We start from the raw sequence: 14,328 nt of genomic DNA, 5'->3' as shown, positions 1-14,328 counted from the left end.
ACGCGCGAAGGGAGGCGGGGTCGGGTCCTTGCGGGCCCGGCCCCGCCTCACGGCATGGTGGCCACGACCGACGCGTAGGAGAGGCCCGCGCCGTAGCCGAGCAGCAGGGCCGTGTCGCCGGGCTTCGCCTCGCCCGACGCGAGCACCGCGTCCATGGCGAGCGGGATGGAGGCGCCCGACGTGTTGCCCGAGGTCACGATGTCCTTGGCCACCCGCACACGCTCCGGCAGGCCGATGCGCTTGGCCATCGCGTCGATGATGCGGACGTTGGCCTGGTGCGGGATGAAGACGTCGAGGTCGGCGGGTGTGATGCCCGCGGCCTCCAGGGCCTGTCCCGCGACCTCGGCCATCTCGTAGACGGCCCAGCGGAAGACCCGCTGGCCCTCCTGCCGCATCCAGGGGAACTCCTGGCCCGGCGAGTCCCTGAGCACGTCCCACGGGGCGGTCTGCTCGATCGCGTCCGCCTGTGAGCCGTCCGCTCCCCAGACCGCGGGGCCGATGGCGGGGGTCTCGGACGGACCGATCACCACGGCGCCCGCCCCGTCACCGAAGATGAACGCGGTCGAGCGGTCCCTGAGGTTCAGCAGGTCGGTCATCCGCTCCACGCCGACGACCAGGACATGGCCGCCGCGGCTGCACACCGCGTCGGCCGCGAGCACCACGCCGTGCACGAACCCGGCGCAGCCCGCCGACAGGTCGAAGGCCGCCGCGCCCCGCGCCCCGACGCGGTGCGCGATCTCCGTCGCGACGGCCGGGGTCTGCTTGAGGTAGGTGAAGGTCGCCGCGATGACGCAGGTGATGTCGGCCGGCGTGATGCCCGCCGCCGCGATGGCCTTTGCGGCGGCCTCCTCGGCCATCACCCCCAGGGTCTCGTCGGGCCCCGCCCAGCGCCGGGTGCGGATGCCCGTGCGGGAGCGGATCCACTCGTCCGACGAGTCGATCAGGCTGCAGGCCTCTTCGTTGTCGACGATCCGTTGCGGGCGGTACGTGCCCACGCCCATGATCCGTGCGTAGCGTGCCCCCTGGGACGTGCTCAGTGCCGGGCTCACGTGGTGCCCCACTTGTCCCGTGCCTCGGCGAAGGCCTCGGCGAACAGCGGGTCGGCCACCGAGCCCCGCTCGTGCCTGCCCCCGTACCGCTCCTCGTAGGCGGCGAACCACTCGGGGTCCGAGTCGAGGAACAGGACGTCGTGGAAGGCCATCCAGCGCATGGCCAGCATGGGCACGGGCGAGCGCGAGACCTCGAACTCCGGGTTGCGCGCCGCGCGTTCGTCACAGTCGGGGTGGAACTGCGCCAGCATCAGGCCGCGGCCCACCAGTTCGGGCTTGGCGAGCGTGTGTGCCTCGTCGAGCAGCCGGTTGCTGCCCTCGGGCAGCCCTGTCAGGACCAGGACCAGGGTGTGCAGGACGCGGTTGCGGCCCTCCCAGCGGGTGGTCTCGAAGGCCTCGGCCATGCGGCGCACGAGGTCCACCATGCCTTCGGCGTCGACGCCCGGGTCGACCTGCCACTCCTCGATGCGGAAGCTCTGCGCCTTCATCGAGGATTCGACGAACGGGCAGACGGCGCCCTCCCGGTTGATACGCTCGTGCGGACGCATGATGAACTCTTCTATCCACTGCCGCCCCCGTTCCAGGGGCGATGCGGCCGAGCGGTCTGGTGTGTCCGCCCTCCCGTACTGGGGAGTGACGGCCGATACCGACGGACTCATGAGGGTTCCCTCCGTGATTCAGGACGCACTGAACCGCCACCCGGACTCGCGTGACGCAGAGGGGTGTTGAGGTCGCGAGGCGACTCAGCGGTTCAGCTCGGGCAGGTGTGGGTCTTGGCCGTCAACTCATCTCAGGGCGGTGCTCGTCCGGTGACGCGCGGCGGTCCGGTGGGTCTCAGTAGTTGTCGCCGAAGGCGGCGCGCTGCCGCTTCTCCAGCCAGCCGCTGAACAGCTTGCCGATCGGCGCGGCGGCGACGCCGCCCTGCTCCCCCGGTCCGGCCACGGACAGCAGCCAGGCCGGCATGAAGCGCAGCGTCCAGCCGGGCGCGGTCTTGCGCATATGGGTCGCGAAGCCCTTCCAGATCTGCTTGCCGAGGGCCGGGGCGAGGCGGCCGAGCAGTTCGCGCTCCTCGTCCCCGGCGTGTCCGGCAAGCTGTTCGCGCACCTCCTCCGTGCGTTTGGCCAGTTCCGTCGCGGCCGCGGGTTCGGTGCCGAGGCGTTTGCTCGTCTCGTGCCAGGTGTGCAGGACCTTCGCCAGCTCTTCGTGCTCGGCGGTCATCAGGGCCAGCGCCTCCTGGTCGGCGCCCAGTTCACGCAGGCGCGGCCAGAGGAAGTCGTCCTCGCCCTCGTGGTGGTGCTCGATCACCTGGAACAGCTTGTCCACGTAGTCGCGGAGGGCGGCGGCCTGTGCGGCGTCGGGTGTACGGGCCAGCTGCTCGGCGCTGCGGGCCACGCGGTCGAGGTCGCGCACCATGGCACGGTGGGCCAGCAGCATCGTCTGGTGGCCCGAGGGCAAGTGGGCGATGGACTCGGTCATGAATGTCGCTCCTTACAGGTCAACGGCGGGCGGTACGGGTGTGCGCGCGCCGGGTGCTTCGGGTTCACCAGGCCTCGTCCGGTACGGCCATGAGCACCGTGTCCGTGTGCTCCGCGATACGTCGCTCTGCGGTCAGCAGCGGAAGCACCTCCTGGGCGAAGAACCTGGCTGTTGCGATCTTGCCTCGGCAGAAGGCCGCGTCGGGGGCGTTCAGGCCATCCGGGGCCTGGGCCAGCTTCGACTCGGCCACCGTGGCCTGCCGGAGCAGGAGCCAGCCGATGAGCACGTCGCCGGCCGCCATCAGGAGCCTGGTCGTGTTCCGTCCCACCTGGTACATCGCCGTGGATTCCTCGAAGGAGCGCAGCAGGTGCCCGCCCATGACGTCGGCGATGGCCCGCAGTTGCGTGACCGCCTCGGCCAACTGGGCGTGCGCCGAGTCGAGTTCCGTTCCCGTCTCGGCGCGGGCGGTCTTCTCCACCTCGGTCAGGAGCGCGCCGAGCGCGGCGCCCTGGTCCTTGGCCACCTTGCGGAAGAAGAAGTCGAGGCCCTGGATCGCCGTGGTGCCCTCGTACAGCGTGTCGATCTTGGTGTCGCGGATGTACTGCTCCAGCGGGAAGTCCTTGAGGTAGCCGGCGCCGCCGAAGATCTGCAGGGCGTGGCCCAGCTGCTCGCAGGCGCGCTCCGAGCTGTAGCCCTTGACGATCGGCAGGAGCAGGTCGTTGAGCGCCTTCGACTCCTCGTCCACACCGCCCGCCGCCTCGGCCTCGGCGATCCGGTCCTGCACCGTCGCGGTGTGCAGGACCAGGGCGCGCAGGCCCTCGGCGTACGCCTTCTGCAGGAGCAGGGAGCGCCTGACCTCGGGGTGGCGGTTGATGGGGACCTTCGGCGCCGCCTTGTCGCCGAAGGCCGCCAGGTCCGTGCCCTGGAGGCGTTCCCCGGCGTACGCGGCCGCGTTCAGGTAAGCCGTGGACAGGGTGGCCGCCGACTTGGTGCCGACGATCATCCGGGCCTGCTCGATGACCTGGAACATCTGCCGTATGCCGTCGTGGACCTCACCGAGGAGCACGCCGACGGCGGGCTGTTCGGCGCCGAAGGTCAGCTCGCAGGTGGCCGAGGACTTCAGGCCCATCTTGTCCTCGAGGGCGGTGGCGAACACGCCGTTGCGTGCGCCGAGGCGGCCCGTGGCGTCGTCGGCGACGTGGAACTTCGGCACCAGGAAGAGGGAGAGGCCCTTCGTGCCCGGCTTGTGGCCCTCGGGGCGGGCGAGCACGAAGTGGACGATGTTCTCGGCCAGGTCGTGCTCGCCGGAGGTGATGAACCGCTTGACGCCCTCGATGTGCCAGGTGCCGTCGGCCTGTTGGACCGCCTTGGTGCGGCAGGCGCCCACGTCGCTGCCCGCCTCCGGCTCGGTGAGCACCATGGTGGCGCCCCACTGCCGGTCGACCATGAGGCGGGCGAGCTGCCGCTGCGGCGGGGTGCCGAGGCGGTCGAGGATCTTCGCGAAGCCCGCGAGCCCTTGGTAGAGGTAGAGGGAGGGGTTGGCGCCGAGCGCGAGCTCGGCGACGGCCCAGCGCAGGGACGGCGGGATGTCGGCGCCGCCCAGCGATGACGGCAGGTCGAGCAGGTGCCAGCCGGACTCCATCCAGGTGTGGTACGCCTGCTTGAAGGAGTCGGGCATGGTGACCGAACGGGTCGCCGGGTCGTAGCGCGGCGGGGTGCGGTCGGCCTCGACGAAGGGGTCCGCGAGTTCGTGCACCGCGAGCCGCTCCACCTCGGCCAGGATGCCGCGCGCGGTGTCACGGCTCGTCGCCTCGAAGGCTCCCGTGCCGTATGTGCGGTCGCAGCCGAGAACCTCGAAGAGGTTGAACTCCAGGTCCCGCAGGTTCGACTTGTAGTGGCTCATGGCGCGGCGTGTCCGAGCAGCGCGGCGAGCGCCGTGGCGAGCCGCTCGACCTCGTCCACGGTCCCGACGGAGATCCGCAGGTAGCCGGGGAGTCCGAGCACGTCGAGGTTGCGCACGAAGATGCGGTGCTCGGCGGCGAGCCTGGCCGCGAACCCCACGCTGTCGCCCGGGGCGGCGCCCTCCCCCGGCACCTTGACCATCACGAAGTTGGAGACGGACGGGGCGTGTTCGATGTTCAGGGTGTCCAGGGACTTGCAGAGCAGTTCCCTGGCCCGCGCGTTGTCCGCGCGTACCCGGTCGATGTGCTCGGGCTGTTCGAGGGCCCGCAGCACGGCACGCTGGGCCGGTCGGTTGACGTTGAAGGGCAGGGCGCCCGCGACGCCGCCGATCCGCTGGACGAGGTCCCGGGGGCCGATGACGAAGCCCATGCGGACCGAGGCGAGCCCCCAGGCCTTGGAGAAGGTGCGGGTCACCAGGACCCGGCGGCCCTCGCGCACGGCGTCCAGGGCGAACTCGTGGGCCGGGCCCGCGAAGTCCATGTACGCCTCGTCGAAGACGAGCACCGTGCCGCTGCGCTCCGCGGCGTCGATCAGCGCCGTCACGGCCGCCCGGTCGAGCACGGCTCCGGTCGGGTTGAGCGGGTTGCAGACGAAGGCGAGTTCGGCGCCCCGCTCCATCTCGGCCACGACGCCGTCGACCGGGATCGAGGCGCCGTCCAGCGGGACCGTGTGCGCCCGCGCCCCGACGGCCGCGGCGGACACCACGTAACCGGGGAAGGTGGTGGCGGTGGTGACGACGGAGGCGCCGGGCTCGCGCAGGAAAGCCATCGACGTGACGAGGACCAACTCGTCGGTGCCGTTGCCGACCGCGACCATGTCGGGGGTGACCCCGAAGTGGGCGGCCAGTTTCCCGCGGAGCTCCCCGCACTCGCTGTCGGGGTACCGGTTGAGGTAGCTCGCCGCCTCCGCGCGCACGGCGTCGACGGTTCCGGGCGGCGGGCCGTACGGGTTCTCGTTGAGGTGCAGTCGCAGATGGTCCTCCTTGCCGACGATCTCGGTGTCGGCGAAGAAGCCCGGTGGTGGTGCCTGGACCTGAGGCATGTGGATCCCTTCTCGTACGGTGTCGCCACCCCGGGCCGGCCGTTCCTCGGCCGGTCCGGTCAGCCCAGTTGGACGCGCGCTATGGTCTGCAGCTGGTCGGCCTCCCCGCCGAGCAGCGCCCGGCAGCGGAAGCGCTGGATCTTGCCGCTCGGTGTCCGCGGCAGATGGCCGCGCTCCACGAAGACGCACTCGGAGAGCGCGATGCCCGACTTCTCCCTGGCCACGGCGGCGGCCTGGTCGGCGATGAGCGCGAAGTCGGCGCTGCTGCGCTTGGGTTCGAGCAGGAGCACCAGCTTGGAGACGCCGCCGCCCGCCATGTCGACGAGCGCCGAGCAGCCCTTGCGGACCGGGCCCATCGCCTCGACCGCCGACTCGATCTCGCTGGTGTAGACGTTGCGTCCGCCCACCGAGATCAGGTCGTCGGCCCTGCCGACGAAGTACACCTCTCCGTCGTGGACGAAGCCCAGGTCGCCGGTGTGCAGGATGCCGTCGTGGAACCGCTCGGCGGTGCGCTCGGCGTCGTTGAGGTAGCCGGAGGCCAGGCTCGGCGAGTCGACGCGCAGCTCGGAGACGCGGCCTTGCTCCTTGGTGGTCACCGTGACGCCGGGCAGCGGGGGCCCGTTGGAGACGAGCCGGGTGGCGCCCGGCGCGTCCTCGGGCACCTCGACGATGCGGCCGTCGAGCAGCGCGGGGCCGTCGAAGCTGCGGGTGACGGGGGCCTCGCCGAGCGGGGAGCAGGAGACCGCGAGGGTCGCCTCGGCCATGCCGTACGCGGGCATGAACGCCGTGGGCGAGAAGCCGGAGGGGCCGAACGCGGTGACGGTGGCCTCCAGGGTCTCCCAGTCGACGCGTTCCGCCCCCACCACGCAGACCTTCAGGGCCAGCGGCTTGGGCAGCTGGTTGCGGCCCTGGGCGCGGGCGGCCAGGTGCAGGGCGGTGTTGGTGCCCGCCGTCATGGTGGCGCCGTACTCGGACATGTCGCGGAACCAGGTGCGCGGTGCCATGCCGAACCGCTCGGGCGACGACAGGACGAAGTCGTAGTCGAAGGCCCAGGCGTGCAGCATCGTGCCGAAGATGCCCATGTCGTGCGAGAGCGGCAGCCAGGAGGCGATCGTCTCGGCGCCGGGGCGCCCGCCCGTCATCTCGTGGAGCATGTGCAGATGGGTGGCGATGGCCCGGGTGCTGAGCTCGCAGCCCTTGGGCAGGCTGGTGCTGCCCGAGGAGTACTGGATGAAGGCGGTGTCCTCGGGGCCCGGCGGCGTCGGGTCGATGCGCTGATCGCCGTACAGGGACGTCCAGTTGAGCACCGGGAGCTGAGCGGCGAGCTCCGCGGGGACGAGCGGCGTAAGGGCCTCGTCGATGAGGAGCACCGTGGGGCCGAGCCGCTCGGTGAGCAGGCTCAGCTGAGCGCCGTACTCCTGCGGGCTCTGGCCGCGGGCCGGCAGCGGGAACGAGGCGACGGCCCCGCCCGCGAGCCAGACCCCGAGGAGTCCGCGCAGGGTGTGCGCCGAGTTGGTCAGGACGGTGGCGACCCGGGTGCCGGGTCCGACTCCGGCGGCGCGCAGGGTGGCCGCCATGCCGTGGGCGTCGTCGACGACCTCTTTCCACGGGGTGTGCCCGAAGCCGTCGTCCTCCTGCCAGTGGTGCAGGACGCCGTGGGAATCGTCGCGCAGGATCAGGTCCCAGAGTCCGGTGCCGGTGATGGCCATGGTCACTCCACATCCACGAGGGAGAGATCGTTTCCGCCGCGCGAACGGTCCGCCATGGGAGCGATCCGCTGCTGGCTGACCAGGAGTTCCTCCTGGCTGAGCTTGGTGCCGTTGACCCGGCTGACGCCGGCCTCGCGCATCGTCATCCGCTCGGTGTCGATGCGGATGACCTTCCAGGCGAGGCGGGTCTTCTCCAGGCTCCAGATGAAGATCGCGGAGAGGTCGACCTCGTACCACTTCATGCCGTGCCGGGCGGAGCGCGGGAACGCGTGGTGGTTGTTGTGCCAGGCCTCGCCGAAGGACGGCAGGGCCAGCCAGGCGACGTTGCGGGAGTGGTCGGTGGTGGTGAAGCGGCGGCGGCCGAAGTAGTGGCCGATGGAGTTCACCGCGTACGTCATGTGGTTGATGAGGAAGATGCGGACGAGACCGCCCCACAGCATGCCGGTGAACAGCGCCTGGACGGAGCCGCCCGTGATGGCGAAGGCGAGCAGGCCCGGCAGGACGACACCGGCGGCGACGACGGCCACGAAGTTCTCGCTGAGCCAGCGCAGCGGCTTCTCGCGGACCAGGTCGGGGCAGTAGCGGATCGGGTCGGAGCTGAGGTCCTCGTCGAAGAGCCAGCCGAGGTGGGCGTGCCACATGCCGGCGATCGCGCCCTTGAAGCCGGGCTCGAAGCCCAGGTGCGGGCTGTGCGGGTCGCCTTCCTTGTCGGCGACGCGGTGGTGCTTGCGGTGGTGGGCCGCCCAGATGATCGGCGGGCCCTGCCCGGCGAGCACGCCTGCCGTGGCGAGGGCGACCCGGACCGGCTTGTACGTCTCGAACGAGCGGTGGGTCAGCATGCGGTGGTAGCCGGTGGATATGCCGATCCCCGATATGACGTACATGACGACCGTGACCAGGACGTCGGTCCAGCCGAAGATGTGGTTCCAGGCCAGCACCATGGCCGCGCCGAGTGCGAGCAGTGGCACCAGGGAGGCCGCGAGCATGTACCAGCGGTGTTCCTTGCCGTCCATTTCTTCCCCTTACTTTCGTTGGTCTTCGAAGTCGGACCGTGGGACGCCCGGGGCGTCAGACACCTGAAGTGGTCTCCGGGTCGAATTCGGTGCGGAGCGCGGGCAGAACGAGGGAGAGGAGCGCGGCGCACGCGGTGAGCACCGTCCCGACGAGGAACACGGTGTGGAAGCTCGTCAGGAGGGCGTCCGGCATGGCCGCGCCGGACGCGATCTCGTCGTCCAGGCGGCTGCTCGCCAGGGTGGCGAGGACCGCGAGGCCGATGGCGCCGCCGATCTGCTGACCGGTGTTGAGGACCCCGGACGCCGCGCCGGAGTCCGCCTTCGGCACACCACTGACGGCGGCCACCACCAGCGGCACCATGGCGAGCCCGTAACCGGCCGCGCAGAGCAGCAGCGTGGGCAGGATGTCGGAGGCGTACGAGGCCTTGAGCGGGGTGTTGATGAGCAGGCCGAGTCCGGCGGTGGCGGAGGCGAGGCCGATCAGGCACAGGACGCGGCTGCCCAGCTTGGGCAGCAGCTGGATCGCGATGCCGGAGAAGACCGCCATGGTGATGCCGAAGGGCGCCCAGGACACTCCGGCGCGCAGCGGGGACCAGCCCAGGAGGTTCTGCATGTACTGGGTCAGGAAGAAGAAGATCCCGTACAGGCCCGACGCGGCGAGCAGCATGATCACGTTGGCCGCGGAGATCTGCCGGCTGGCGAAGATCCCGAGGCGGATCAGCGGATCGGGGGCGCGCTGTTCCCTGATGACGAACGCCACCAGGAGCAGGGCGGACCCGACGAGTCCGGCGATGGTGGCGGCGGAGCCCCAGGGGCGGTGGTTGGTGCTGATCACGGTGTAGACGAACAGCAGGAGGCCGCCGGTGATGAGGACGGCGCCCAGGCCGTCCGTCGCGGGCCGCTTGCCGGGCGCGCCGTCCTCGCGGTCGGCGAGCGCCGGCCTCAGGGCGAGGGCGAAGAGCAGGACGCCGACCGGGATGTTGATGAAGAACACCCAGCGCCAGTCGACGAGATCGGTGATGACCCCGCCGAGCAGCACGCCGGAGACTCCCGAGATCCCGGTGAGTCCGCCCCAGATGCCCAGCGCCTTGCGGCGCTCCTTCGCCTCGGTGAAGACGGTGATCAGGATGGACAGGGCGGCCGGGCTGAGCAGCGCGGCACCGAAGCCCTGGGCGCCGCGGGACACGATCAGCATCTCGGGGGAGTTGGCCAGCCCGCAGGCGAGCGAGGCGGCCGTGAAGACGGCGAGGCCGGTGAGGAACACCCGCCGTCTGCCGAAGAGGTCGGCGCAGCGGCCGCCGAGCACCAGGAAGCCGCCGAACAGCAGCATGTAGGCGTCGACGACCCAGGCCAGCGAGGCCCGGTCGAAGTCGAGGGTGGTGCGGATCGTCGGCAGCGCCATGGAGACGACCGTGTCGTCGATGATCACCATGAACTGTGCGCCGCAGGTCACCGCGAGCGCGAGCCCTGCCGCCTTGGTTGCCGCGCCGCCGCTCTTGGCTGCCGCGGTGGACGAGGCGGTTCCCCTGCCCATATGCCTTCTCCTGTTCGCCGAGCTGTGTGGGGGTGGTCTTTTGGCCGAGCGGTCAGGAGGCCGCGGCCTGGGCGACGACCCGGTTGAGCCGGTCCATGCGCGTGGCCAGGCTCATCCGGCCCTCCAGGCGGAAGGCGGGCAGGCGCCGGCCGTCGACGTCGCTGAAGCCGTACTCGTCGGCGAGGTCACCGGTGGAGAGCACCTGGCCGGAGCGGCTCAGGACGTCGGGGTCCGCGGCGAGCGCGTTGATCGCGCGGCCCACGTACTCGGGCGAGTGGACGACCGCGGCGGGTCCGTCGCCGAGCGCCTCCCAGGCCGCCTCGACCCGCTCGGTGCGGACGAAGCCCGGGTGCAGGGAGAGGGCGGCGATCTTCTTCTTGCGCAGGTCGGCCGCGAAGGCCTTGCTGAGCCGGTCGTTGGCGGACTTGAAGACGTCGTACGCCGCCTGGCCCAGGTAGGTGTCGCCGTCGGTGAAGCCGATGCCGACGATCAGCCCGGTCCTCCCGTCGTCCTTCCCGAACATCAGCGGGGTGAGCAGCCGCGTGATGTCGTACTGGGCGCGCAGCGATCCCTCGCACAGTTCGTAGCGCCACATCGGCTGGTCCCAGTACGGGGCGTCGAAGCGCACGTCGCTGGAACGCTCGTAACCCGCCCAGGCGTTGTTGACCAGGAGGTCGAGCCTGCCGTGGTCGGCCCTGACGCGGTCCGTGAGCGCCTGGTTGTCCTCGGTCGACCGGTGGTCGCAGCGCACCGCGATGCCGGTGCCGCCGCGGGCGGTGACCTCGTCGGCGGTGTCGTCGACCGTGCCGGGCAGGCCTTCGGTGCGGCCCTCGGTGCGGGTGCTGCGTCCGGTGACGTACACCGTCGCGCCGGCGCTGCCCAGGGCGAGGGCGATCCCGCGGCCCACGCCCCGGCTCGCGCCGGTGACCACGGCGACGGTTCCGTCGAGCCGCGGGGGCTTCCACTCCTCGATGACGGGGTTCACGGTTGCGTCCTCTCTGGCTGGTCTAGCTGGTCTGGCTGGCTAGCTGAGGTGGGTGGAGGCGTATTCGAGCGTCCGCTGGTAGGCGTCCGTGTCGTGGACGAAGGGGACCTGGTAGCGCTCGCGCAGCTCGGGCATCGACGTGGGCAGGACTCCGCCGCCGCAGCGGGTCACCTCGCTGACGTCCCGCAGGACGGAGAGGTACGAGCGGGCCAGCGGAGGCAGCCTGCGCAGTTCCTCGGGGTCCAGGGCGTCGGGGTCGGTGACCGGGGGCGGGGTGAGGGTGCGGCCGAGGCCCGCCGCGTGCTTGGCGCACACGTCGATCGCGGCCTCCATGTCCATCGCCTCTTCGCCGTACGTCACCCAGAACTCGCCTCTGGTGTCGCCCAGTTCGACGGCCGCGAGCACCGCCTTGGCGAGCAGGTCCTGCGGCACGATGTCGATGCGGTTGCCCTCGTGCACGGGGATGAAGGGCGCCCGGCCGCGGCAGATCCAGTCGGACATGAGCTGCACGATCTGGCCGCGCGAGGTCCAGCCGGTCCGTGAGTCACCGATCAGGTTGGTCGGCCGGAACACGGTGTGCGGCAGCCCGCTGTCACGCAGGAGCTGTTCCGAACGCAGCTTGGAGCGCACGTAGTTGGTGGTGACGTTCGTGTCACTGAGCTTGTACGGGGCGCTCGCCGAGAGCGCGGCCACGAAGGCGGTGCTCATGAAGTGGACGGTGGCGCCGGAGAGTTCGGCGAACTCGATGACGCGGCGGGTGCCGTCCACGTTCACCGGCTTGTAGCGCTCGTCGGGCAGCCCCCATTCGGTGAGCCCCGCCGAGTGGATGACGGTGTCCACGTCCCTCACGAGGGCGCGGTAGCTGTCCTCGTCGAGGCCGAAGCGCGGCTTCGCCAGGTCGGCGTCGAGCACGTGCTCGGTCCCCGCGGGCAGGGCCACGCCGCCGGGCCTGGCCATGGAGATGAGGCGGACCGGGCGGCCCGGCGCCTCCTGCAGGACGGCGCGGCCCACGACGCCGGACGCGCCGGTGAGCAGTACGGTGCGCTCGCTCATGCCCGGGACTCCTTCCACTCCATGAGGCGTGTGGTGGCGCGGGCCCCGACGTAGAGGAACGGCTCGGGCGGGAAGTCGCGCTGCTTGCGGTGCTTGTCGTCCACGTACAGGAGCCGCGCGTACTCGGAGTCCTTGCCGAGCACGAGGTCGCGCAGGACCTTGCCGCCGGTGTGCGTGGCGGCGATGCCGTTGCCGTTGAAGCCGTATCCGTAGAAGACGTTGCCGCCGGGCAGTGACCCGAAGTGCGGGGCGTAGTCACGGGTGACGTCGACGGTGCCGCCGTACGTGTAGGTGAACTTGAGGTCCCGCCACATGGGGAAGAACCGGCCGAACTCCTTGTGCAGTTCGCGGTAGGCCCGCGTCTCGTTCATGCGCCGCCGGCGCATGTCGCGGCCGTAGAAGTACAGGGCCGGACCGCCCGCCCACATGAGGCGGTTGTCGGCGGTGAAGCGGGCGCAGGTCAGGAAGGTCTTCGCCTCGACGAGGCCCTCGCGGCCCTCCCAGGCGATACGGCCGAGCTGCTCGTCGGTGAGCGGTTCGCTCACCATCGCGTAGCTCCAGATCGGCACGGTCTTGTTGCGGAACGCCTCGAAGGTGAACTGGTGCGCGTTGGCCGCGATGATCACCTTGTCGGCGGTGATCCGGCCGCCGGGGGTGACGACCGTGGGCCGCACTCCGCGGTCCACGCGCAGGACCGGGGTGTTCTCGTAGACGGTCACCCCGCGCTCCTTGACGACCCGGGCCACGCCGCGGGCCAGGCGGAACGGGTTGACCAGGGCGCCGCCGGTGCGCATGGCGCCCAGGATGGCGGGCGAGCCGATCAGCTCCCGTGCCTGGGAGCCCGAGAGGAGTTCGGGCTGCTCGCGGCCCGCGATGGTGGTGGCGAGCTCGCGGTCCGCGCGCAGGCGGCGCAGCTGGGCCTGGTCGGTGGCGACCATCAGGTAGTCGTTGGCCTCGTACTCCGCGTCGATCTTGTTGCGGCGCGTGAAGCGGCCGATCTCCAGGATGGAACGCCCGACGGCCTGCGAGGCCTCCAGGGCGCGGCGGGTGCCGAACTCCTCGACCAGGGCCTGGATGTCCTTGCCGATGGTCGGGGTGACGAAGCCGTCCGCGCGGCCCGACGCGCCGTAGCCGGAGTGCTTGGCCTCGACGATGCGGATGTCGAGCGCCGGCTCGGCCTCTTTCAGGAAGTGCGCGGCCCAGAGGCCGGTGTAACCGCCGCCGACGATGGCGACGTCACAGTCGACGTCGTCCCGCAGCGGGGGTTCGGGCGTGACGGACTCCGTCTCGTGCCAGTAGACGACGTTCTTTCGGGTGCTCACACTCAACGCCCCTTTTCGAGAATGATCCTCGCGAGGCCCAGGTGGCGGTTCTTGAAGTGCCGGACGCTCGCGCCGAGATAGTTCTCGTAATTGACGACGTTGTCCTCGCCCGAGATGCGTACGGCCGCTTCCCTGTTCTCCTGGAGCCGCCGCAGCCATTCCGCGCAGGTGCGGCTGTAGTGGTCCGGGTCATTGCGCAGGGACACCACGTCGAAGAGCTTTTCGCTGGATTCGATGACCTCGGAGAGCGCCGGGATCTCCGATTCCGGGAAAATGGTCTCGATGATGAACATGAGCTCACGCACGGTGGCCTTGTCCATCACGGTGTTGTTGCCCTTGATGTTGGTCTGCAGGGCGATGCGGCCGCGCGAGGGAAGCCATGCGTAGCAGCGCTCGAAGAACTCGCGGTAGGCCGCGATCCGTTCGGACCTGGACAGACCCGTCTTGGCGAAGTGCTCGAACGCGCCGATCGAGATGATCGCGTCGTAGCCCTCCGTCGGCTCGTGGTTCAGCCAGTTCTCCACCCGGATCTCGGTGCGCGCGATCCCGGAGGCCCTGACCAGCTCGGCCTGGCTGTCGCTGAGGGTCAGACCCGTCGCGTGCTGGACGCCGTAGATCCCGGTGAGGCGCTTGAGGAGACTTCCCCAGCCGCAGCCCACGTCGAGGACCCGGCCGGCGCCCGCCGCCCTGGCCCCCTCGATGAGGTAGTCGAGCTTGCGGGCCTGCGCCGCCTCCAAGTCGTCCTGTACGCCTTCGAGTTCCGCGCCCGACTCGTCCCACAGGGCACAGGTGTAGGTGAGTGACGAGTCCAGCCACAGGCCGTAGAAGTCGTTGGAGACGTCGTAGTGGTGCCTGATCGCCTCGGCCGTGGCGCCCTGGTAGGCGACGGTGCTCATGCGGCGGCCGCGGTCTGGGTGGACTCGACCAGCTTGACCAGGTCACCGACGGTCTTCACGTTGGCCGCCTGACTCGGGTCGAGCTCGATCTCCGCGTCGTCCTCGACGGTGTAGACGATGTCGGCGATCTGCAGGCTCGAAAGGCCCACCGAGTCGAAGGCCGTGTCGGCGTTGAGCGTGAGACCGGACGCCTTGTTGCCGAGCTTCTTCGCTATGAGGGCGCAGACGGTTTCAACGGTGATCACGATGGTTGTTCCTTCCGGTCGGTGCGATGTGCGGTGAGCGATT

General features: G+C 70.5%; 13 protein-coding genes. All 13 read right to left on the bottom strand.

Translation table 11 applies throughout. The features are described from left to right. Positions 1-47: 47 nt before the first annotated feature. The 13 genes from ACWFRU_RS16510 to ACWFRU_RS16450 all read right to left on the bottom strand — a co-directional run bounded on the left by ACWFRU_RS16510 (position 48) and on the right by ACWFRU_RS16450 (position 14,285). Positions 48-1,049 (bottom strand): beta-ketoacyl-ACP synthase III, encoded by a 1,002-nt coding sequence (locus ACWFRU_RS16510; protein ID WP_453687466.1) that lies wholly within the window; start codon positions 1,047-1,049, stop codon positions 48-50. Continuing rightward, positions 1,046-1,708, bottom strand: coding sequence for a DUF6875 domain-containing protein (locus ACWFRU_RS16505; RefSeq protein WP_453687464.1), 663 nt, complete (start codon positions 1,706-1,708; stop codon positions 1,046-1,048). The genes ACWFRU_RS16510 and ACWFRU_RS16505 overlap by 4 nt, the downstream gene beginning before the upstream one ends. A 175-nt stretch (positions 1,709-1,883) precedes the next feature. Then, a complete protein-coding gene (locus ACWFRU_RS16500) occupies positions 1,884-2,525 on the bottom strand; it encodes a hemerythrin domain-containing protein (protein ID WP_453687462.1) in 642 nt (213 codons plus the stop codon). Between the two features lie 64 nt (positions 2,526-2,589). After that, positions 2,590-4,428 (bottom strand): acyl-CoA dehydrogenase, encoded by a 1,839-nt coding sequence (locus tag ACWFRU_RS16495; protein ID WP_453687460.1) that lies wholly within the window; start codon positions 4,426-4,428, stop codon positions 2,590-2,592. After that, positions 4,425-5,528, bottom strand: coding sequence for a pyridoxal phosphate-dependent aminotransferase (locus tag ACWFRU_RS16490; protein WP_453687458.1), 1,104 nt, complete (start codon positions 5,526-5,528; stop codon positions 4,425-4,427). The genes ACWFRU_RS16495 and ACWFRU_RS16490 overlap by 4 nt, the downstream gene beginning before the upstream one ends. A 59-nt stretch (positions 5,529-5,587) precedes the next feature. Further along, a complete protein-coding gene (locus tag ACWFRU_RS16485) occupies positions 5,588-7,237 on the bottom strand; it encodes an AMP-binding protein (RefSeq protein ID WP_453687456.1) in 1,650 nt (549 codons plus the stop codon). A gap of 2 nt (positions 7,238-7,239) precedes the next feature. Then, positions 7,240-8,250, bottom strand: coding sequence for an acyl-CoA desaturase (locus ACWFRU_RS16480; RefSeq protein WP_451206800.1), 1,011 nt, complete (start codon positions 8,248-8,250; stop codon positions 7,240-7,242). 55 nt (positions 8,251-8,305) lie between these two features. After that, complete coding sequence (locus ACWFRU_RS16475; RefSeq protein ID WP_453687455.1) at positions 8,306-9,784, bottom strand: MFS transporter; 1,479 nt, start codon at positions 9,782-9,784, stop codon at positions 8,306-8,308. Positions 9,785-9,836: 52 nt separating this feature from the next. Then, positions 9,837-10,769 (bottom strand): SDR family NAD(P)-dependent oxidoreductase, encoded by a 933-nt coding sequence (locus ACWFRU_RS16470; RefSeq protein ID WP_453687453.1) that lies wholly within the window; start codon positions 10,767-10,769, stop codon positions 9,837-9,839. A gap of 39 nt (positions 10,770-10,808) precedes the next feature. Then, positions 10,809-11,822, bottom strand: coding sequence for an SDR family oxidoreductase (locus ACWFRU_RS16465; protein ID WP_453687451.1), 1,014 nt, complete (start codon positions 11,820-11,822; stop codon positions 10,809-10,811). After that, positions 11,819-13,144, bottom strand: coding sequence for an NAD(P)/FAD-dependent oxidoreductase (locus tag ACWFRU_RS16460; protein ID WP_453687449.1), 1,326 nt, complete (start codon positions 13,142-13,144; stop codon positions 11,819-11,821). Before ACWFRU_RS16460 ends, ACWFRU_RS16465 begins: the two co-directional genes overlap by 4 nt. 2 nt (positions 13,145-13,146) lie before the next feature. Further along, on the bottom strand, positions 13,147-14,040 hold the full coding sequence (locus tag ACWFRU_RS16455) for a class I SAM-dependent methyltransferase (RefSeq protein WP_453687447.1): 894 nt from the start codon (positions 14,038-14,040) through the stop codon (positions 13,147-13,149). Further along, positions 14,037-14,285, bottom strand: coding sequence for an acyl carrier protein (locus ACWFRU_RS16450; protein WP_363209012.1), 249 nt, complete (start codon positions 14,283-14,285; stop codon positions 14,037-14,039). Before ACWFRU_RS16450 ends, ACWFRU_RS16455 begins: the two co-directional genes overlap by 4 nt. Between the last annotated feature and the right edge of the window lie 43 nt (positions 14,286-14,328).

Source organism: Streptomyces sp. NPDC055099 (assembly GCF_053607685.1).
The sequence above is the reverse complement of the archived record's forward strand: the minus strand, read 5'-3'. Positions and strand labels throughout refer to the sequence as shown.